Here is a 22,510-nt window from a genome sequence, read left to right as displayed (position 1 = left end):
TTGTCGGGATTGGGAAAGCGGGATTCTTGGTGTCAAATGGGGCGGAATTGTTGCATAATCCCCCCTGGGCAGTCTCTTACTACCCCCACCCCTCATACCTCGCTCAGCATCGAGCTATGGACGTTTCAGGGGTATTTTTGAAGATAATCCTTGACTTTGTATATACAATGGCTTAAATTGCTGATAGAAACGATATGAAGCGAGATAAGAAAACAACCCAGTTCTATTTCAGGCTGGCCCCTGGAGAGCGTAAGCTCATTGAGAAGGCTGCCAGGATCGACAGACGGTCTACGTCTGACTTCATCAGGCTTGCTGTTGTTGACAGGGCGATTGAGGCGATAGAAGCTGATAAGAAAAGAAAGGAGGATAGTTGATTATATCGGGTGTCCATAGTGCAACAAGCTCAAAAGGGCATCTGATTCACAAGAAAGTCAACGTGATTATCCTTCGTAAGTCGTTGAAATACCTGCCCGTAGCTCATTAGGATAGAGCATCTGCCTTCTAAGCAGAGGGTAGCAGGTTCGAATCCTACCGGGGGTATTTTACTTAAAGCCCCACAACAACTTCCAGCGATTACTCAAACAAAAAAACAGACTCAGAGTGTGGCGGTTCAGCCGAAATCGGACACGGAAGGGCTTTTAGTTAAGACGTAGTTTTGGTAATTTAGTCTTAACGAAACGAGTGTTCGATGAGTGGCAATGCAAGTCAGAGTCCATAAGCCTCAGTGAGAGAGATTTCCCTTTTGTGACCAATCTGTGTCCATCGGTGGGAAAAAAATCCAAAATCAGACACAAACAGACAAAAGAATATAAAAGAATAATTTCCATCTAAATCTTTGATTGCCAGTGTAATAGCTTGTATTTCAACGAATTATGAAAACAGCAGTCGGAGAATCCCACCTTCGGCATTTTTTATTGGGGGGAAACTCCTGAATAATTGCAAATCTGCAAATCTTTCCAAAAATGGCTAACTATCAGGCCACAGCCTGTTTTAGCCCGCCGGTTCGGCCTTTTCCCTTGACAAAATCGCGATTTTTCCGATACTATTAATATGCAAGGACGATTCATTGAAATCCCGGCGTCAAGCCGGCGCCAGGTTTTGGATTGAATCGAGCGGACTACTGACATTATTGCCGGTCCCGCCTTAAGGGCTTTTGTAAGCTGTTGATGCACAACCACATTGCCTATGGACGAGGGCTTTTCGACAGGCTTAAGAGAGGCTATGAAATTTAGATCTTTGTTTGCGATTCTTGTAAGTCTTTTGCTTATGGCCGGACAGGCTTGGGCCGTAACTTTTCGTGCCGAAATCTCTCCGGAGCTTGAGCCCGGCGTCATTCAAATAAATACTCCCTTTACGGTCGATCTCTATCTGAATAATAATGACGGCTTTGACCATGTCGCTTATAGCTGGCCGCTCTATTTCTTCAGTCCGGATCTGAGCATTGCCAATGTCATTCATCGGAATGTCCAGGGCTACAGTGCGGACAGCATTCCCTATCAGGCCTCCTACAACGACAGTTCCATCATTATGTCGAACGGCTTCGATACTTACTGGAATATCCTGAATGAGTGGTTTGGTTTCAGTTGGGATGGTGTCCTGCCGGATTCGATTAATCACACCGTGCTTTCGACAACCGGCTGGCCGTCCGGACTGGGCGAGCAGCTTTTCGTACAATTTGCCTTCCAGATCGATGAACCGGGCATATTCTGCATCGATTCACTCGACCATCCCAATAATCTGTATGACTGGCTGTTCGATCCGCCGGGATCTAATTATCCTTTTAACGGCCCCTACTGCTGGGTAGTGGGATGCGTCAATGATCTTGACTGTGACGGCATTACCAATACCGAGGATAACTGCCCGAACCTTGCCAATCCCGGGCAGGAGGATGGCGATGGGGATAATCTTGGCGATGTCTGCGATAGTTGTCCCAATGATGCCGCCAATGATGCCGACGGGGATGGTTTCTGCGCCGATATCGATAATTGTCCGGATATATTTAATCCCGATCAGACGGACGATGATACTGACGGCATCGGCAATGCCTGCGATAATTGTGGCGATGACTTTAATCCCGATCAGGCCGATAGCGACAATGATAATGCAGGCGACATTTGCGACAATTGCCCCGATTCGACAAATACCGATCAGGTTGACACGGACGGCGATACCTTGGGCGATGCCTGTGATAATTGCCCCGGTGAATACAATATCGATCAGACCGACAGCGATACCGATTATGTCGGTGATGTTTGCGACAACTGCCTGAACATCCCCAATACAACCCAGGTCAATTCCGATGCCGACAGTCTGGGTGATGCCTGCGATAATTGCCCGACGGCCGATAACCAGGATCAGGCCGATCGTGACAATGATAATGCCGGCGACGCCTGCGATAATTGTCCTGACGTTCCCAATCCGCTGCAGCAAAATTTCGATTCCGACAGTCTCGGAAATATCTGCGATAATTGTCCACTTGCGGACAATAATGATCAGTTGGATTCCGACGGTGACGGAGTCGGGGATGTCTGCGATCTCTGTCCTTTCGATCCTGACAATGATATCGATGGTGACGGCATCTGCGGCGATGTCGATATGTGCCCCGAGGACCCGTATAATGATACTGACGGTGACGGTATCTGCGGCCTTGTCGATAATTGCAGGAATGCCTATAATCCGGGTCAGGAAGATTCCGATGGTGATGGAGTCGGTGATGTATGCGATAATTGTCCTTCTGTCGGCAATTCCAATCAGAATAATTCGGATTCGGACAGTTTTGGCGATATCTGCGACAACTGTCCGCTGATCGCCAATGAGAATCAGCTGAATTCCGATGGGGATAGTATTGGTGATGTCTGCGACAATTGCCCCGACAGCACCAATCAGAACCAGGCCGATACTGATAAAGATCGTATCGGAAATGTCTGCGATGAATGTCCTAACGATCAGGATAATGATATTGATGATGACGGTATCTGCGGAGATGTTGACAACTGCCCGGTCAATGCAAATAACGATCAGGCGGACACGGATCAGGACGGAGTCGGCGATGTCTGCGATAACTGCCCGGCGGCTTCCAATACGAACCAGGCAAATTCCGATGCCGATTCCGTCGGTGATGCCTGCGATAACTGTCCGACCATCGACAATCCCGATCAGGCCGATGCGGATACGGATAATGTCGGCAATCTCTGTGATAATTGCCCCGATGTTCCCAATACGAATCAGGAAAATTCGGACTCCGATAGCTATGGTGATAATTGCGACAACTGTCCCGCTGTCGGCAACGAAGATCAATTGAATTCCGACAATGACAGTCATGGTGATGTTTGCGACAACTGCCGTTTTATTGATAATGAGGATCAGGCTGATGATGACAGTGACGGCGTGGGTAATGCCTGTGATATCTGCCCCGGTTTCGATGACGCTGTTGACACCGACGAGGACGGGCATCCCGACGGATGCGATAATTGCCCGATGTTATATAATCCTGACCAGTCGCTCGATGCGGACGGAGACGGTGTGGGTGATCCATGCGACAATTGCCCCGACAGCACCAATGCAGACCAGGCCGATGACGATAACGATGGCGCCGGTAATGCCTGCGATAACTGCCCCGGATTTGATGACCGCATTGACACCGATGAAGACGACCATCCCGACGGATGTGATAATTGCCCGATGAATTTCAATCCGGACCAGACGCTGGATTCGGACAGCGACGGAGTCGGCGATCCATGCGACAACTGCCCGAATATCCAAAATCCGGAGCAGGTCAATTCGGATAATGATATCTGGGGCGATGCGTGTGATAATTGCCCGAACGTAGCTAATGATAATCAGTCCGATCTTGATTACGACGGATCGGGCGATGTCTGTGATCCCATATGCTGTGATATAAACGGCGGGGCCGGAGACGCGAATGATAACGGGGCCATTAATCTTTTGGATATAACATTCCTGATCGGCTATCTTTATAAAGGCGGACCGGAGCCGCCCTGTATGAATCAAGCCGATATCAACGGCAATGGCGCCATGAATATTCTCGATGCCACCTATTTGATCAATTATCTTTATAAAGGCGGCCCGGCGCCGGCCTGCCCATAATTCGACAAACTACCATAATTAACGATCAAATATTTTCACTTTCAGATATTTTTTATTGGCGGAATAGCAGACTGCTATTATTTTGACTAAAATTGCTAATAGCCGAATGTCGGAGTTATACTCATGGTTCATCTAATTAAATCATTATTTCTGGTGGGACTGGAATGCCCGCTTCGAATGTGGTTTCAAATTAAAAGACCGGATCTGATACCGGAAACAACATCGGACGAGCGGCACCGGATGGAGGAGGGCATTGAAATCGGGAAACTGGCCTGCGGTCTATATCCGGGCGGACAGCGAATTGAGACGGAAAATGTCAGTTTTGACGAAGCGATCGCTCAGACCGCCGACTTGATGGAGGACGAGAGTATCCCGGCTATATTCGAAGCCAGTTTTCAGTTCGACAATGTTAGAATAAGAGTTGATATTCTTGTCAGAGCAGAAAATAATCAATGGGATATTGTTGAGGTTAAATCATCTACCGGCGTCAAGGAAGAATATTATTATGATGTCGGTTTCCAGTATATGGTGCTCAAATCACTCGGGATCAAGCTCGGCAAAGCCGGATTGATGCATCTCAACCGCGAATATAAATACGATAGCCAAAATTATAAATTAGATGAACTGTTTTCTCTGGAAGATTTGACATCAGAAGTACTGGAACGCGAAGCTGTTCTGGCCCAAAATGTCCGCCTGTTTATTGAAGTCATCGCGGCCGAACAGCCGCCGGAACCGAATATCTCGACTCATTGCCGCGCATGTATTTTCTTCGAGCATTGCCCTTACCACCATGCCGAATATCCGACTCTTTTGCTGCCCAGAATTGGCAAAGATAAATATGAATCGCTACGGCAGATGGGCATTGAAGATATCAGGGATATTCCGGGTGATTTCAAACTGTCGGATAAGCAGAAAATGGTAAAAGATTGCGTTACGGGTGAGTCCGAATATATTGCCCCCGAATTGAGAGAGGAATTAAGCAAATTGGAATATCCGTTGTATTTTCTCGATTTCGAATCTTTCTCCACCGCGTTGCCGCATTTCCCCGGCACCCGGCCCTATGACCAGATTGTCTTTCAATGGTCGTGCCATAAACAGCATCAGGACGGTGCGCTGGAGCATTTTGAATTTCTGAATAATGACGATAATGATCCGCGTGAGGCTTTCATAAAATCATTGATCGAAATGATTGGCGATAAAGGCACCATAATCCATTACGCCCCCTTCGAGAAAACGCGGCTTGGCGAACTGGCGGATTTTTTCCCGCAATACCGCGACCCGTTGTCGCAAATAATTGAACGCCTTTGGGATCTTCTACAATTCCTTTATAGGAATTATTATCATTATAAGATGAAAGGCTCATATTCGATTAAGAAAGTTCTTCCGATTCTGGTTCCGGAATTATCCTATGATGATTTGAAGATTCAAGAAGGGGGGATGGCAGCATTGGGATACATTCATCTTCTCAATCCGGAAACCGAACCGGAGATGAAAGCGGATATTCGGGAATCACTCCTGAAATACTGTGAGCGCGACACTCTGGCGATGGTCGAGATTTTTCGCGTAATTCGGGAAAAGACGGCGTAAAGACCAGAAAATCATTGCAAATCAGGTCAATTTCATCTATACTTGAAAGTAAAGTAATCGGTCGTCTTATCATCGGGATATTTCCGTCCGTATTATTTTTGTGTTTTTAATGGACGGCGCCGAATCAGGCGGTTAACTTTTCATAAAGGCGTCCGAATTAATACAATATGGATATTCTTTTTTTGGGCAAAGGAACCTGCAGGGAATGCATAAATCTTATTTTATAAAATTGCGCCGGACGGCCACCTCAATATTTTTACGGCTCACCCATTTATCGTCAAGAAATAAACTGTCATTTATGAGGATAGAATGTCTATGAACTTGCGATTGTCAGCATTCATGGGACTTTTGCTGCTTCTGATCATAATGCCGGCGGTTTCGGCAAAGGAGTATATTGACCGGGATATTCTGATCAAAGAATCGGAAAGCTGTCTCGACTGCCACGATGACAAGGCGGCTTCTCTGTCAATGTCGACGCATCGCCTGACCGATCCCGGGAATCCCACACCGATAGCGGTCGGATGTATCGGCTGTCATGACGGCTGGAAGAACCATGTCGAGGATCCAGCCCGCGAAAACATCACCAATCCCGGTTCATTAACTTCGTTCGATCAGGCCGAAGTCTGCGGAAGATGTCACCTTAATCCGCACCAGAGTGCTATGTACTCAGGTGATCCGCACAACCGATCCGGCGTCGGCTGTTTATCATGTCATAAAATACATGATAATCATAATCGGTCCCTGGTAAAGGATGATGATGCCAATTACTGCGCCTCCTGCCATACGGCGGTTTTATCCGAGTTCAAGCGGCGCTCGGCCCATCCGTTGGAATCGGGCAATATTCGCTGCACCGATTGCCATTTCCCGGGAGATAATCAGGACAAGCTTTTGGCCGCCGGTGTCGATTGGACCTGCCAGAAGTGCCATTCCGACCTGGCCGGGCCATACATCCATGAACATCCGGTTATTTACGATCATCTGGTCGAAGGCGGCGGGTGCACGGAATGTCATGAGCCGCACGGTTCCGCCAATGACCGGCTTTTGAAACAGGCCGGTAACGGCGTCTGTATGCAGTGTCACGGTGTTCCGCCGTTGCATCTAACCCAGCACAGCGGGCTCGGATCTAAAATGGCTTGTGTCGATTGCCATGCCATGATCCACGGCTCCGACGAAAACAGCAAATTTCTCGATCCCGACCTTGGCGTCAAATTATTCCCGGATTGCTACCAATCCGGCTGCCATGATTCAAACCGGTGAGGAGGTGGACGATGAGAAAGATTTTATTAATCGTATCATGCGCCTTCCTTCTGACTGCCGGAACATCCGTTCTTGCCGATGGCGGCGGACGGGTCACGGTCGGGTATACTTATATCGATGAGGAAGGCAACCAGTCGGTCAACCACGGCACCTTCAATCAGTATGAAGGCGTCGGGCTGTCGCTGGAAAAATTCAACTATCTTTTCGACAGCGGCCTGCGGCTCAAAGCCGATCTGAATAATCTGACCCTGAATAATCGAAATGCGGTTATCGGGCTGGAAAGATCGGGGTTATTCGGGTTCAGGGCCTATAATAACCAATACCGCCGGGTTTACAATTTTGAAGGCGACAGTTTTACCCGCCGCCACAACACGGGCGGGACGGTCTGGTTTTATCCGCACCGTTATATTCGCCTGTTCGGGGGTGGGGAGTATGTCGGCAATTCCGGAAAAATGCTGCCGCTTTTTGACCTGGGAGGCGCGACACCGCCGCAGGATGTCGATTATAAACAGTTTTGCTATAATGCCGGAATCAGGCTCAATCACCGCGGTGGAATGTTTCAGGCCGAGTATCGGGCCGGCGAATATCATGATGATTTCAAAATCGAACGAGATCAGACCCGTTCCCGCATCAACTTGTATGGTCTGATACCGGTTCCGGGATATGAATGGCTGGTGTTATCCGGTCGGTTTTTTCATTTCGAAACCAAGTACGATGACACCGAATTTAAAATCAGTACCAATCAGGTGCGCGGCGGGGCGATGGCGAAATTGTCAGAGAAAGTGCTGCTGAATTACTATTTTATATTCGACCGCACCAGTTCTGACAGCGACATTATTGCCACCGACAATATTGCCCATGCCGTTTACGCCACATATAATTGGATGAATGTCGCCGGTCTTACGGCCGGTTACCAATACGGCATCAATGATGATTATGAAGCCCAGGTGACATCCAATGCCTATTATTTCTATGGCTGGCTCAAGCCCGGCAGATATTTCGAATTACGCGGCGAGCATGGTATGCGTTCCGAAAGTGTCGATGATGGCTCGCGGCTGATAGGGGATGAGGATCGTTCACGCTTCAAATTCTCGGCAAAATACAGCAAGCCGGAGAATGGCTTCATTTCCATAAAATATGAAGGGCGCAATCGCGAAAATGAGCAGCTTGGAACGGAAATAGATTTCACGCGCCTGGCCATCGATGCCGCTCTGATCCGGAAGGATTACGGCAATCTGTCGGCCGGCTATGCCTATTCTATCGGCGACTATGACAACCTCGAAACAGCTTTCGAATTCGCGGATCATATCGTTTACGGTGATATCACTTCGGCGGAGTATCGCGGTTTCGATGCCGGTTTCGGAGTTGTCTATTATCGCAGCCTTCGTGATCTCGATGTGGAGAGTTTTTCGCTGCATTTCAAAGCGGGTTATAACTTTATGGAAGATCATCGCCTTGAAGTCAAATATAATGTTGATAATTTCGATGATTTCCTTGTCCGGGACAATTACTACACTTCGAATATAGTCGAAATAAGTTTAACAAAAATATTATCATTTTAGGGGAGAATTACTATGCGAGTAATCAGTCTAACATTGGGAATCCTGGCCCTGTCGGCCATGCTGTTATTCGGCATCGGCTGCGATCGCGAAGTAATCAACGAGCCGCAAGACGATCAGGTTTCCTATAGCAGTTGCTTCACCTGTCATGGTGAGGACGGCTATATCCTGGCCGCGCAGGGGGAGTGGCTCAATTCGATACATGCCTCCGGCAATAACGTCGATTACACCAACCGCGCGGGAAGGGATTGCGCGCAGTGTCACGACCATCAGGGCTTCCTGGAATTCCTTGCCACGGGATCGGTTTCGGCGCCTTATGAAAATGTCAGTGCCATTCACTGTTTCACCTGTCATGCGCCGCATACCAGGGGCAACCTGACATTGCGTACCGATGATCCCTATGCTCTTGCCAACGGCGTTACATTTGACCATGGCGCGGGGAACCTCTGTGTCAATTGCCATCATGCGCGCTATAATGTCGACGACATTGTTGATTCAACCGAGGTCGAGGAACGCTTCGGGCCGCACCATGGGCCGCAGGGTGATCTTCTTCAGGGTACCGGCGGATATGAATTTGCCGGCAACGCCTACGGCAATACCGGCCACTATAATGTCGACGACAACAATGCCTGTATCGGATGCCATATGGGAAATCCTGAAACTCATGTCGGGTACCGAATTGGCGGACACAGCTTCAATATGGTTGACGAAGAGAGCGGCGCCACGCTGGTGGGTATCTGCCAGGGTTGTCATCCTGATGCCGTGGATTATGATTATGACGACATTCAGACCGATGTGCTAACGCTTCTTGAAGATCTAAAACTGCTCTTATTCGATGCCGGTATTCTTGTTGAAGATGGAACCCCGCCCGACACTATTATCGGCGATGCCATACTTGCGGATAAGGATTTGGCCGGGGCGCTTTACAACTATGTTCTGGTCGAGGAAGACCGCTCCGAAGGCGTTCATAATCCAGCCTATATCGTTGATCTGCTGGAAACATCCATCAATTATATGGAAAGCTTGGCTGGCAAGGTTGCCGTCGGTGATCTCAAGCCACTAACTGCCCATTAATTAGCGAATTAATAAAAAACCCTCCTTTTATGGGAGGGTTTTTTTATGCCATTTTGTCTGTAAAACCAATTCATACATGTACAAAATGGTAAAGTTTTATTTTTGCCGTTTTTTTTATAAAAGTATACCCAATTGGTTGATTATTTTGTATAATAGGTAATGTTAAAATGGACATCATTAATAGAAGGATATTTCAATAATAAGGAGGAGCAATGGTAAAGAAGTTCTTGATTGCATTTGCCATCATCTGTCTTGTAACTGCATTTGCCGTCAACATTTCTGCTCAGGAAAAGGCTGCCGAAGAGACGGCCGCCAAGCATGAATTCATCGGCGCCGACAAGTGTAAAATGTGTCACAAGAAAGATGGTACTCATACCAGCTGGCTTGAAACCAAACATGCCAAAGCCTGGGAAAGTCTTAATGCCGAACAGCAGAAAGATGCCGCCTGTGCCGGCTGTCACTCCACCGGCACCACCGCTGAAGGCGCTCTTCTGACCGGCGTCCAGTGCGAGGCCTGTCATGGTGCGGGAAGCGACTACAAGAAGAAAACCGTTATGGAAAACAGGGAAGAAGCCGTCAAAATGGGGCTGATTGTTCCTGATGAGAAAACCTGTCTGAGTTGCCATAACGATAAGGTTCCCGAACAATTCCGTTCCAAGGAAAAATTTGATTTCGCGAAGATGAAAGCCGCCGGCGTTCACGCTATGGCCGTAAAAGAGGAAGTCAAGAAAACGACGGAATAGAGATCGTTATAAGTAAGAAAAAAAGCGTTCCAATCCGGAACGCTTTTTTTTATTCCCTTGATCTTCTTTGGTTCTATTTGCTTTAAGGTTGCGTGCCGGAATGGCACTCGTAGCAACCCATTTCGGTCCAGGCCTCGTCGATGTCTTCAGGATGCTCGAATCTCAACCCTTCCTGCGAGCCGGAATATTGGGCCCTGTCGCCGCTGCCCTGGGCGATGATAATATGGCAGGCATCACAGTCCCTGACAATCGATGTCAACCCATCGTCACTGATATGCTTGCCCTCATGGCATCGCATACAGCCCTGGCTGTAGAAGTGGCCGATGTTGTTGGGATATTCCTCCCAGCGAACCTTCATGAAGGGAAAGATGTTTTGAGAGAATTGTTCCTGAGCCCCAATGACCGCCTGGTCGATCTTGTCCTTATTCTCGCGGTACACTTCGGGATATTGATGCATATAAAACTCGGTGATGTAATTGGCAATGCCGTGCATGGCGGCTTCATCACTCTCATATTCCCTGGCCATAGCCTCGACCGCCACGCGTTTGATTTCGGGCAGTGAGTGATCTATATGCCCGATTAAAAGGGCCTGGTCGACGGACTCATCGGGGGAATCATAGCCATGACTCGGCCGATTATGGCAGTCCATGCAGTCCAGAACGCGGATCGTGGCCGAATCAATCTCTTCCTGTGTAAGGGGATTTCCGGTGTTCTGAAAAACGGTCACCTTGCCTGTCTTGAGGCTGGTCGCCCGCACCCAGGGGATCTCCTGCCGGCGTTCATCGCGGGCAATATATTCGATCTTGTTGCTGATAAAGGTGTGCCAGTGAATGCCGGAAACCTGGCCGGTTTTGGGGTCACCGCCGCCCGTCTTGACAAGCATATTGACCGGCCAGTGGGTGCTTGTATCATCATACATGTAATGATCGAAAATACGCTGCTGGGATCCGAAGAATTTTCCCGGCCAGTGGCATTGTTCACAGGTTTCGCGGGCCGGGCGAAGGCTCTTGATCGGCGTCGGAATCGGCTTGGGGTAAACATTGGCCATCACGGCATAGACCTGATAAAGCCCGGAGAGTTTCGATTTGGCGAACCAGTCGGCGCCCGGGCCGACATGGCATTCCACACAGGCCACCCGGGCGTGAGCCGAATTCTGATAGGCGGTAAATTCCGGTTTCATAACCTCATGACAGGTTTTCCCACAGAATGTCACCGACTCGGTAAAATGATACGCCTCATAACTTCCGACGGAACCGATGCCCAGGAAAAGAATCGTTCCAAAGAAGAAAATCATGGCCGCGTTGCGGTGCGGCTTCCGGTTAAGGTCAATATACGGCCAGGACGGATAAAACTCCTCGCCGGTCTTGCGGACCTTGCGCCAGCGCCAGAGCATTCCGATCGGAATCAGCAGCAGGCCGGCAATCAAGACCGGCGGCATGACCATATACAGGAAAATGCCCAGATATGGATTTGTCACCTTGGCAAAAACGCCGATAACGTATAGAAAGGTCATCAGAAAGGCCGTGACGAGGGCCATGGCGATTCCGATGCCGCTGATCCAGTTATATGCCAACCGGGGAAATTTGAATCTTCGTATTTTCATTATCATCCTCTATTCTTGAAGCCCGAGTGCCGAACCGGCGGGCCATTTACATATCGATTGTAATCGCTTCCAATATACAAAAAAGAACCATTATCATGATAATAAATTAAAGTATTTTGGTCCTGGGAAAACATTTTCAGGGGAGCAACACTATTTCTCAACGGACTTTATTTTCAAAAATAGCATGACAGCCAGAAACGTAATGATCAGAGTTGCAATTCCGAGCCCGTATCGCCGGAAGTAATATTCATCGATTTTCGCCACGGATGCCTCATAGACTTTTTCCGCCGCCTGCATCCCCGGTGCCGTTGTTTTTGCAACAGCCTCGGCGTCGAAGGAATGAATAATGGTCCTGGTCTTGATTATTGCCTGGCTTACTTCTTTCAATGCGAAGCGCTGGTCGGTCACCATCATGCCCTTCACATCGCCCTCATCGGTTTTTTCCTCGGCTCGGTCATAGGCATCATACAATTCCTGCAGACTGCTGTGCATTTTCTCCGCTGTTGCCAGCGCAATCGTGCCGTCATCGGCCGAATGACAATTGACACAGAGCGAGGAATCAGATGTCCCGACCCAGAAAAGCTGCGGTTCCAGCACCAGATGATTGGAGTGACATCCTTCACATTCCGGGTAACCCATCTCATCAAAGGCCTTCTTATGCGGCGATTTCGAGAATTCTTCCGAGATCAGTGTATGGCACATTCCGCAGACCGCTGAAATCGAGGTCACCCCCGGCGGCGTGGCGCCGTGATTACCATGACAATCATTGCAGGCCGGCGCACCGATATCCTTTTTATCGAGCAGGGCGTGGCCGTGGACCGATTTGGCATAATCATCATACTGATCGGTCGGGATGCCATATCCGGCCATATAGGCGGCGTCGCTATGGCATTTGGCGCAGGTCCCGGGAATATTCAGGGCATAAACTGTCGAAGCCGGCAGTTGCGGGCTGGCGATATCATGAACCGAATGGCATGAAACGCAGTTGGCCGCCTTGATATCGCCTTTTCCCAGAAGCTGCTTGCCATGAACCGAAGTTTTATATTTGTCGAACTGATCCGTGGCCAGCGGGGGATTATGTTTGATCATATAATTGGGATCGCTGTGGCAGGTTGCGCAAAAGGCCGGTATTTCCTTCGGCTTGGGAACCCCGCGATAACCCTTGCCGGCGCGCACATCATCCATATCATCCAGTTCCGGATTGCCGCCGTGACAGTCGGAACATCCCAGCCCGGCCTGGGCATGGATATCCGTCGGAAATAAAGCCGAGGGGGCGCGTTCATCATCTTCCCAGCCGGAGTGACAGCCGAGGCAGTTATCGGCCAATGAAAGCCCCGGAAAGAAACATACCAGGACCAGCGTGCCGAAAAGCACCAGAGTTCTTTTTATTCTATTAGTCATAAATATCATCCTGCTCACTCCAGAAAATAACCGAGAATTGTCATTACAACGATAAATGTCACGACCGCCCATCCGAAGACAATCATCTTGTGGCTTTTTGTACCCTCCGGTTTGCGCGCTACGAGGAAAGGTGCCACCAGCCAGGCCAGTCCGGCAATCGAAAGGATAATTATTCCGAACAGCTCACCCTCGATAAAAAGGATATGGGCCGGAAGAAGTTTCAGCATCTGAAAGGCGAACATAAAGTACCATTCGGGTCGAATGACGGCCGGAGGCGGCGCAAACGGGTCCGCCTTCGCGCCCAGCGGCCAGTGTACCGGGCCGATACCGTCAGGGAAAAACACCGCCAGCACGGCCAGAATATTGAGCAGAATCAGCCATATCAATAATTCGCGCAGGAGAAAATTAGGGAAGAAGGGCATATATTTTTTTGGGGCCTGATTGTTGATGGCCCATTCCAGCGGCTCCGACATCCCCTGTCGCTGAATGAAAAACAGGTGCAGCGCGATAAAAACCGTGAAAAGGCCCGGCAGAACCGCTACATGAAAACCGAAAAAGCGGCCGATGGTGGCGCCGGTAACATTTTCGCCGCCGCGCATGACCTCCATCAAAAAATCTCCCACGACCGGAAGCGCCCCGGCCATGCCGGTGCCGACCCGGGTCGCGAAAAATGAAAGTTCGTTCCACGGGAGCAGATAACCCGAAAAGCCGAAAGCCATTGACAGCCCCAGCAGGAGAACGCCCGAGACCCAGGTCATTTCTCGCGGCCGACGGTAAGCGTGGGTAAAGAAAACCGAAAACATATGAATAAATGCGGCCAAAATCATCAAATTGGCCGACCATGAATGTATCGACCGAATCAGCCAGCCGAAAGTAACCTCGGAAACGATAAATTTCACCGATTCATAGGCGGAATCGGCGCCGGGGCGATAGTAAAGAAGAAGCAGAATTCCGGTCATGACCTGGACGATAAAGAAAAACAGGGTCATTCCGCCGAAAAAATACCAGATCGATTGTGAATGCGACGGTACCACCTTTTTCGACATGTAATCGACCAGGGTGTTGATCTTAAGTCTTTCATCCACCCAGGAATAGAGCCGCGTTATGAAAGTCTGATTGCCGGCGTTTTGATTACCCATAACTGCTATGCTTTCGAAACGAATATTTCGCCGTTCGCTTCATCGATGTGAACCGCGTACTTTTCCAGCGGGCGCGGCGGCGGGCCGCCGATGTTCCGCCCTTCGAGATCATATTGACCGTTATGACAGGCGCACCAGATAATGCCGAGGTCGGTGCGGTACTGCACGGTGCAGTCCAGGTGGGTACACAGGGCGGAGAAGGCCTTGACTTCCTGATTGGCGGTGACGACTATAATGCCCAGGTCTCGGCCGAATTTGAAAATGCGGGATTTCTTCTCGTCCTGCTTCAATTCAGCGAGCTTAAAAGGAAGCTTTATCTGAGAGACATTAGCCTCGCCCGATGCCGGCGGAATTACATACTTATATACAGGATACAGGACCGACGCCATCAGGGCGCCAATTCCGCCTTTAAGAAGCCATCCCAGAAGATCTCGTTTGCCTTTATCTATATCTGTCATTGAACCCCCTGAATAAGGCGGAAGGTATGTAAAATTCTATAAAAAGTCAAGCATATAATACCCATTTTGTCCTGTATTAATCATTCGCTGGTGCAATGCTCGACAAGCCGGGCGTAAATGAAAAAATACCCGAAAAAATGTCCGGGATGGAGCAATAAGAGCCTGGTAAATACAGAGCCTTAGATGATTTACCACAAAAATATTATGGTATGTTTTTGGAAATATGGCTTCGTGCCGAAATTCCCGCAGCGAAATTTTAACTTCGGTTTAACGATAACCGAATATTTCCGCATAGATGATCAGCAGAATCAGCGACAAACCGACTATCAGCGCCGTAGCACCGAACAACTTGAGAACCTTCAGCATCATCGGTGGTGTCGGCTGACCGGTGCATTTCTTCAGCTTTCGCTCCTTGATCATCACTTCATATTCGCGCGGGCGATCCACCCGGAGTTCTTCGATGGATATGCAGCCGGAAAAAATAACCGGGTCCATGGGGAATTTGTCGGGACGGAAATGCGTGTTGAAGAAGTGGACGGTGAAGATGAAAGCGACCGCCAGAAGCGCCTCGTCCGAATGAATAATGGTCGCCACGTTAATAATCCAGCCCGGCAGAAAGAGCGTGAAAAATTCCGGGAACCAGAGCATGAGACCGGTGGTGCCGATAATCGCCACGCCCCAGAAAACGGCGAAGTAATCGAATTTTTCCCAATAGGTCCAGCGCCCGTAGCGGGGCCGCGGACCGCGGCCGAGGAACCATTTGAAGGTGCCGACCGCATCACGGATATCGTTTCGATTGGGAAGCATCGAATTGACGTCGAAAAGCAGCTGTCGCCATGTTTTTCGCTCGCGTCGTTTCATCCGAACCAAATCATATATATGCCCGAAGAAATATCCGAAGGTTATCACGGCGCAGATACGGTGGATATATCCGGCCGACTCAAAACCGCCCAGCACTTCGGAGATCCACTGGGCCCACGCCAGGTAGGAAAACTTCAAAGTCATGCCGGTGATGGCCAGGCCGAGGAAACTGATAATCACCATAACATGAAGCGTCCGCTGGTACGGCGTGAAGCGCTCGAAAATCAGCCGATCCGATATTTTCTGCTCCAATTTTTTATGCTGTTTCATGGCCTGAAACGAACGCGGCAGCCAGAGTATCGTATGTGTGCCCGCGATTATCAGGGTGCCGACCAGAAGCGTCGACATGAACCAGAAAGTGTAAAAAAGAATCGGATATTTATGTTTGTCGTGATGGGTGGCATGGGTCAGATAGCCCGCGAATTTGCGATGCGAACCGGGGTGACACTTGGCGCAGGTGCCGACAATATTCTGGCGTGAGAGGGATGATTGCGGCTCTTCCGGCGGAAGAATATTATGCGTTCCGTGACAATCATAGCACTGCGCGGCGGCGGCGAATCCCAGTTTTGAGGCCTTGCCGTGGAACGTGTCGAAATATGTTTCGGTGACATCCACATGGCAGCGGCCGCATTGATTGAAAACAGACAGACGAAAATCGGTCATGTCGGTTCGTGAAATCGAATGCGACTCATGACAATCGTAACAACTGGGAAGATCCTTGTCGGTATCGCTTACCAGCGGGGAGTGAATACTGTGCTGGAACTGTTCATATATGCCGTTGTGGCAATTGGCACAGGTTTTGGGAATATTATCTTTATAAACGCTCGAGGCGGAATCGGCGGCCGGCAGGGTATGATGCGCCGTGTGGCAATCGGTACACATTGCCGTAACGATAAGGCCGCTTTCAATCAGGCCCTTCCCGTGAATACTCATTTCGTATGTCTTGAGAACCTGTTTCATCGAGCCGGTATATCGCAGCGCCGCCTGGCCGCCCTCGCGATGGCAGTTGCCGCAGAGTTCCGGCACATTTTTCGGATAGGTGTTCGATTTTGGATCGCGTTTGCCCAGGATACCGTGAGTTCCATGACAATCGACGCATTCCGGCGCCATCGGATCGCCGCGGTCGACCAGTTTCCCGTGAATGCTAGTCATATACGTATCAACGACTTCGGTATGGCAAATCGAGCAATCAACTTTATTGATAGCCGTTTTACAGGGACGGTCATGATCGGGGCTTGCCCCGGTATGACACTGGGCGCAGGTGACGCCTCGATGCATGGAACCATGCGTCTCGAGCGTATCAACATACATCGTTGCCGTGGCGCCGTCGCTGACCCCCGTCAGACCCGGATTGGCATGACATTTCAAACACTGCTTATCGGCCATGCCTTCATCATAAAACACCCGGCGTATCTGGTGCGGGGCGTGGCAGTCGACACAAACCGGAACCTTATTGGGTTCCTTCTCCCACAACTCGCCCCGAATGACTTTCTGATGCACCTGCTCGATGCGGCCATGGCACTTCTGACAGGTTTTAGCGACATTACCCCGGTAGATGCTTGATCTCGGGTCGAGATGGTTAAGAACATTATGTGATGTATGACAATCGGTGCAGACCGCCGATACGGTCAAACCCTGCTTGAACAGGCCCTCGCCGTGAATACTGAAAGAGTAGTGAGTAAGAATGCTGTCCTGGGGGATGTTATAGGTTCGGCTGACCGGCGTCCCTTCCTTGTGACATTCGCCGCAAATAAAGGGAATATTGAATTTGGTGACTTTTGAATCCGGCGAATCGGTTGGGACAATGTCGTGGGCCCCATGGCAGGTCCAGCATTTGGGGGCCAGTTCCCCGCCCGAAGCGGCCACCTGTCCGTGCAGACTGGCCTTGTATATTTCGGCAATATCGTCGTGGCACATGCCGCAATCGACCGGCTGCAGATTTTCCTCATGCGGAAATTCGGCGTCGCTGAGATCGGCATGACAGTCGATACAGTCCATATCGCCGTGAATCGACTTCTTGAACTTGTTCAGATTGATCGTCAGCGAGATTTCACGGCCGTTCCTCATCCTGGTCAGGTCGGAATCTTCATGGCACATCATGCAGTCGTCAACCGACTGCGACCATACGGCGGAAGCAGGGAAAAACAGCATTGCCGCCGTAATCAGCGCCAAAATGACTTTCGGGAAAATCCTGTTCAATGTATTTATAACCATAAACCCTGACTAATTTACTTATTTAAAGAATATTTGACAGAGTTGTCAAGCATCCTTTTTGACGTCCGTTTTTGCAGGTTCAACTTTCCCCATATATTTCTTGAAATCAGGGTCATCCGGGTGCTCTTCTTCATAAAGATCGACCGGCATCTTGCCGTTAATCCAGGCCGGGTTCATGGGATACACCTTCGGGCTGAATATGGTGGAATAGAAATGCCATATCAAAATGGCCAGGGTCGCCAGCCAGGCCTCGTAGTAGTGAATAACCAGGATCACATCGAGGAACCCCTTGGGGAACCACTGAACCGCAAAATTATCGAACCAGAGAAAGAAGCCGCTGAAAATCATCACCACCGAGCCCCATACCAGCGCCCAGTATTCCGCCTTCTCGACATAACTGAAGCGTCCGAATTTGGGATGGTTTTTTTTGATTCCCAGGTTATGCAGGTTCATATCGACAAAGTCGGTGAAATCCCTTTTGATCGGGAAGATATCTCTCAGGAAGCTCCGCCCCCGGGCGCGAGTCAGGTAAACGACATGCCATATTACCGTTATTATAAACAGGACGGCGGCGGTTCTGTGAATGACTCCGCGCAGCGGGAAGCCGCCTTCATGGCCGAAAAGCATGACCGCCCACCAGGCGTCGGAATATCGCAGGGCAAACCCGGTCATTACAAGCGTGAGAAAGGTAACCATCAGGAATGTATGTTGCCAGACTTCATTCATAGTCATTCTTCTGATCATCTCGCGGTTGAGAGCCCTCCGGATCTGTTTGCGCAAATCAATCAGCCAGTGAAGCGCCATCAGACCCACTATTATTACTATCGCGATAATATAAATATTGCGAACAATGTTCGCGACCGGTGTCTGAGTGATTCCGGGCGTCCCGTGAATCGGCGTCTGGGCCATGGCCGCCGATATCCCGGGATGGCAGTTTCCGCAGGTCGCTTGAAGATTGTCGGGAAAAATCGATGATGTCTTGTCGGTATGCGGAAGAATTCTGTGGGCGCCATGACAGGAAGCGCAATTGGCCACCGACAGATCGCCCGCCATACTCTTCAAACCATGATAACTGTCAATATAGGTCTGCAATCGTCCGGAAGGAATTCCATATTTTTCATTGAGCCTGGCCGATTCATGGCAGGGCGAGCAGGTGGCCTCGGCCACACGCACCGGATTAACTCTTGAGCGGGGATCGGTATGTGATATAATGCCGTGTTCGCCGTGGCAGTCGGTGCATACCGGCGAATCGGTTTCACCGCGCCGAACCAGTTTGCCGTGAATGCCTTCCCAGTAGTCTTTTTCGATATTACGGTGACACTTGCCGCAGGTCTTCGGAATATTAAAGTGGTTAATCGATGATTCCGCATCGCCCGGTCCCAGGATACGGTGCGCCGTGCCGCCGGTTGAATGGCAGTCATTACAGGTGGCGGCCACATAAATCCCGCCCATCGTGGCCTTTCCATGAACACTGCTGGTATAAACCTCAACCGCTTTGCCGTACAAAATCTCATGCTTGTTGGTCAGATCGAGGTCCTCGTGGCATTTACCGCAGGTTTCCGGCAGATGGATGGGATTGACCTTGGACTGCTTCTCGCTGGATGGGAGAATATAATGATGGCCATGGCAATCGGCACAACTCGGTATATCTTCGCCGAACTCGACGCTGAGACGACCGTGCTCCACATAAGTCTTAACTTCATAATCATGGCAAACCCCGCAAATTACTTTTGCCACCTTGTCATCATGGGGCAGCTCGATGATTGAAGCGTGGCAGTCAACACATTCCATGTCCCCATGAATTGACATAGCCAGGGCGCTGTCATAGGGAGCCGAAGCATCTTTATCGATTCCGTCATGACATTCCAGGCAATTCGCTTTTCCAAGCTCGCTGGCGCCTGCCTGGGCCATGGGTGGGATTAAAAAAATGAATGATAAAACGGCGATAATGGCGAGTATGAATATCTTCTTTGTCATCTTTAGCTTAACCTGTAATTCTTTATAATCATTTAAGTTACTTCATAATAAATTAATATTTTGTTCGTGTACCCCTGTTTCCCGAGCAAAATACTAAATAGACACAAAATTTGCAAGTGAAAAAATTCACATCTTTCAATTAATTGCCGCCACCCTTACGGCTTATAACTTGACCTTAGTCAGGAAGTGATTATATTATTCATAAATGGAAGATTCTCTGTTCAAAATATGCTGAAAAACATTACTTATTTGTCAATATTTACCATCCTGCTGATATTTTGGGGCGTTTCTTCATACGCCGCCGCTACCGAAAACTATACTTTTAATCAGGTTGATGATCCGATGATCCTGAAGTATCGCTTTATACCTCAGGAAAAAGTCGCCAATCCCATTGTGGAATACTGGATTCCCATACAAATCGATCCTGACGGAAAAATCGGGCTTTGCATCCTCGGCAATAATTGGCGGCAGCCCGATTCCGTTTCACTGGTTCTGTTTTGCACCGGTCCGGTTGGGGCCAAGGCAGTGCGCCAGGTCAATCTGAACACATTTTTAATTTCCAATACCATGGTTTACGATTTCGATGATGACGGAATTGATGAGGTTGCCCTCAATTATGGTCGTCATGACAGCCTCTTTATGGAAATTCTTCATTTTCATGATGAGTGGAAGTACAAGAGATTCATTGGTACCGGAGGCGACCGTGACCACAACGGCTATTGGGATGGAGGCTCCTATTTTCCGGGACGATGCGACGTAAATGGCGACGGCTTCCAGGAGATTTTCGTGGCCATCGATACCGGCTATGACCTCTATCCGCGCAAGGTAATCTGTCTGGATTGGCACAACGACAAAATCCTCTGGGAATATGAATATGCCGGAATTATCAATCAATTCAACTCCTATTTTGACGTCATCGGTCCCGATGGCAAGCGTCTTTTGATTTTTGGGATTAACTCCAAGGGCAATGCGGCGGTTATGAGGGATATGGATGATCGTCATTCATGTGTTATTGCGTTGGATGGGAACGGAGTGGAAAAGTGGAAAGTTGTAACAGGGGAGACCTTTACTTCCGGCAAGCCGGTCATAATAGACTATGATGGTGATAGCACCGGTGAAATTCTGGTTCCCTATTATCCCGGGGCGACCGCTCATCATGATAAATATCCCAATGCCCCGGAAACCGGCTTTTATATTCTGAGCCTTTCCGGAGAACTTCTTCAGATTTTTGATCCCGGAAAAGAGCGAGAGGTAAGACTGCTTACCTGTTTTGATTACAATTACGACGGTGTTGACGAGATTTTCGCTTCATTCAAAGATAATTCTCTGGTTATATATGATCAGAAACTGAATCCGCTTAAAATATGTCATGCCTATGCGGACCTGGAAGTCTGGGATTGTTTTGATTTTCTCGGTATCGGCGAAAATCAACTGCTATTAAGAACGGCAGATAAGAAACTTACACTGACCGATCTTGCCTTTAATCCTCTTGCTCAACTCGACCAGTTGGACGACGTTAACTATATGTACTACTGGGTGTCGCGCCCGGCCCAGCATTTACTGAAACAGAGAATGATACTGAATAGGAATAACGGTCTGGAAAACGCCGTTCTTTCCTTCGCTCATACTCCCTGGCATACCGTTTTCTCCAGAAAGCCGCTCCTGGCCTTTCTGGCCGCCTTTGTTCCCTTGAGCCTGATTATTGCCATTATCTGGTTTATCATGGCCAAATTCCGGCAAAAAAATAAAATCATTTCCAGCCAGCGCGACCGACTCGATGAAGCCTTGCAGGAACTGAAAAGAACCCAGGAGAAACTGATCGCCGTCGAGAAATACCGGCAGGCCAAAGACATCGCTGGTGGCGTGGCCCACGAAATCCATAATGCCCTCAGCCCGGCTCTTAATTCATTGGACAAGCTGGAACGTCTTCTTGAAGCCGGCCGGATCGATGATCCGGAAAGGGTGGCGCGCCTCATTGATTTGACCGGCCGGGCCATAAACCGGGCCAACAGCATGACTCAACTGGTCAACCGTTATTCCCGCCTTGATCTGGAGAAACGTGACGACCATGTCAATCTTAAATCCGTCGTGGGCAGTGTTATCGAGGAACATGAGACTATTATTCAGAAATTGGGTGTCGAAATAAAGACCGTTGTTGCCGACGATATTAACCTTCCGTGTTTCGAACCGCATGTTTATTCGTTGATTAATAATCTATTTGTTAATGCCCTTGATGTCATGGGTGATGTCGAAAAACGGCTGATTGCCATTACTGCCGGTCGAAGCAGCGGCCATATCCGGATCGAAATCGAGGACAGCGGAAGCGGTATTCCCGAGGAAAATCTCGACAGGGTTTTTGACGCCTTTTTCAGCACCAAGCCGAGCTCGGGCACGGGCCTGGGGCTGGCGATTGTCAAGAAAGTTGTCGATTTATATAATGGTACCATTGAGGTCCATTCTTCACTGGACAAAGGAACAAAATTCATTATATTAATGCCGTCTGGTTAATTCAATACTCTGGTCAAATTGG

Annotated in this window: 14 protein-coding genes and 1 tRNA gene; 9 read left to right on the top strand and 6 right to left on the bottom strand. The window is 49.2% G+C overall.

What is annotated here, in order from left to right:
- The first annotated feature begins 194 nt into the window (after positions 1-194).
- The 8 genes from CVT49_04680 (at position 195) to CVT49_04645 (ending at position 10,327) form a co-directional block, all read left to right on the top strand.
- Positions 195-374, top strand: a complete 180-nt coding sequence (locus CVT49_04680; protein ID PKK84266.1) for a hypothetical protein — start codon at positions 195-197, stop codon at positions 372-374.
- A 92-nt stretch (positions 375-466) separates the two neighbouring features.
- Positions 467-540, top strand: a tRNA-Arg gene (locus tag CVT49_04675).
- Between the two features lie 645 nt (positions 541-1,185).
- A complete protein-coding gene (locus CVT49_04670) occupies positions 1,186-4,107 on the top strand; it encodes a hypothetical protein (GenBank protein ID PKK84265.1) in 2,922 nt (973 codons plus the stop codon).
- 123 nt (positions 4,108-4,230) lie between these two features.
- A complete protein-coding gene (locus CVT49_04665; protein ID PKK84264.1) occupies positions 4,231-5,694 on the top strand; it encodes a hypothetical protein in 1,464 nt (487 codons plus the stop codon).
- 309 nt (positions 5,695-6,003) lie between these two features.
- The gene (locus tag CVT49_04660) at positions 6,004-6,951 is read left to right on the top strand and encodes a hypothetical protein (GenBank protein PKK84263.1); all 948 of its coding nucleotides are present in this window, start codon (positions 6,004-6,006) and stop codon (positions 6,949-6,951) included.
- Between the two features lie 11 nt (positions 6,952-6,962).
- Positions 6,963-8,513, top strand: a complete 1,551-nt coding sequence (locus CVT49_04655) for a hypothetical protein (GenBank protein PKK84262.1) — start codon at positions 6,963-6,965, stop codon at positions 8,511-8,513.
- A gap of 12 nt (positions 8,514-8,525) precedes the next feature.
- Positions 8,526-9,584: a hypothetical protein gene (locus tag CVT49_04650; protein ID PKK84261.1), complete on the top strand. Its 1,059-nt coding sequence runs from the start codon at positions 8,526-8,528 to the stop codon at positions 9,582-9,584.
- Between the two features lie 212 nt (positions 9,585-9,796).
- Positions 9,797-10,327, top strand: a complete 531-nt coding sequence (locus tag CVT49_04645) for a hypothetical protein (GenBank protein ID PKK84260.1) — start codon at positions 9,797-9,799, stop codon at positions 10,325-10,327.
- An 82-nt stretch (positions 10,328-10,409) separates the two neighbouring features.
- On the opposite strand, the gene CVT49_04640 is transcribed toward CVT49_04645, so the two are convergent.
- The 6 genes from CVT49_04640 to CVT49_04615 all read right to left on the bottom strand — a co-directional run bounded on the left by CVT49_04640 (position 10,410) and on the right by CVT49_04615 (position 19,980).
- On the bottom strand, positions 10,410-11,936 hold the full coding sequence (locus tag CVT49_04640) for a cytochrome C (protein PKK84259.1): 1,527 nt from the start codon (positions 11,934-11,936) through the stop codon (positions 10,410-10,412).
- 144 nt (positions 11,937-12,080) lie between these two features.
- Complete coding sequence (locus CVT49_04635; GenBank protein PKK84258.1) at positions 12,081-13,403, bottom strand: hypothetical protein; 1,323 nt, start codon at positions 13,401-13,403, stop codon at positions 12,081-12,083.
- Positions 13,346-14,437 (bottom strand): cytochrome bc complex cytochrome b subunit, encoded by a 1,092-nt coding sequence (locus CVT49_04630; GenBank protein PKK84274.1) that lies wholly within the window; start codon positions 14,435-14,437, stop codon positions 13,346-13,348. The genes CVT49_04635 and CVT49_04630 overlap by 58 nt, the downstream gene beginning before the upstream one ends.
- 38 nt (positions 14,438-14,475) lie before the next feature.
- A complete protein-coding gene (locus CVT49_04625; protein ID PKK84257.1) occupies positions 14,476-14,928 on the bottom strand; it encodes a plastoquinol--plastocyanin reductase in 453 nt (150 codons plus the stop codon).
- A gap of 267 nt (positions 14,929-15,195) precedes the next feature.
- A complete protein-coding gene (locus CVT49_04620) occupies positions 15,196-18,003 on the bottom strand; it encodes a hypothetical protein (protein ID PKK84256.1) in 2,808 nt (935 codons plus the stop codon).
- Positions 18,004-18,048: 45 nt separating this feature from the next.
- Entirely contained in the window at positions 18,049-19,980 is a 1,932-nt protein-coding gene (locus CVT49_04615) for a hypothetical protein (protein PKK84255.1), read from the bottom strand.
- Positions 19,981-20,166: 186 nt separating this feature from the next.
- Between CVT49_04615 and CVT49_04610 the strand changes: the two genes are divergently transcribed.
- The gene (locus CVT49_04610; GenBank protein PKK84254.1) at positions 20,167-22,488 is read left to right on the top strand and encodes a hypothetical protein; all 2,322 of its coding nucleotides are present in this window, start codon (positions 20,167-20,169) and stop codon (positions 22,486-22,488) included.
- The last annotated feature ends 22 nt before the right edge of the window (positions 22,489-22,510 follow it).

The sequence above is a fragment of the candidate division Zixibacteria bacterium HGW-Zixibacteria-1 genome (assembly GCA_002838945.1).
Taxonomy (GTDB): Bacteria; Zixibacteria; MSB-5A5; order GN15; family PGXB01; genus PGXB01.
The sequence above is the reverse complement of the archived record's forward strand: the minus strand, read 5'-3'. Positions and strand labels throughout refer to the sequence as shown.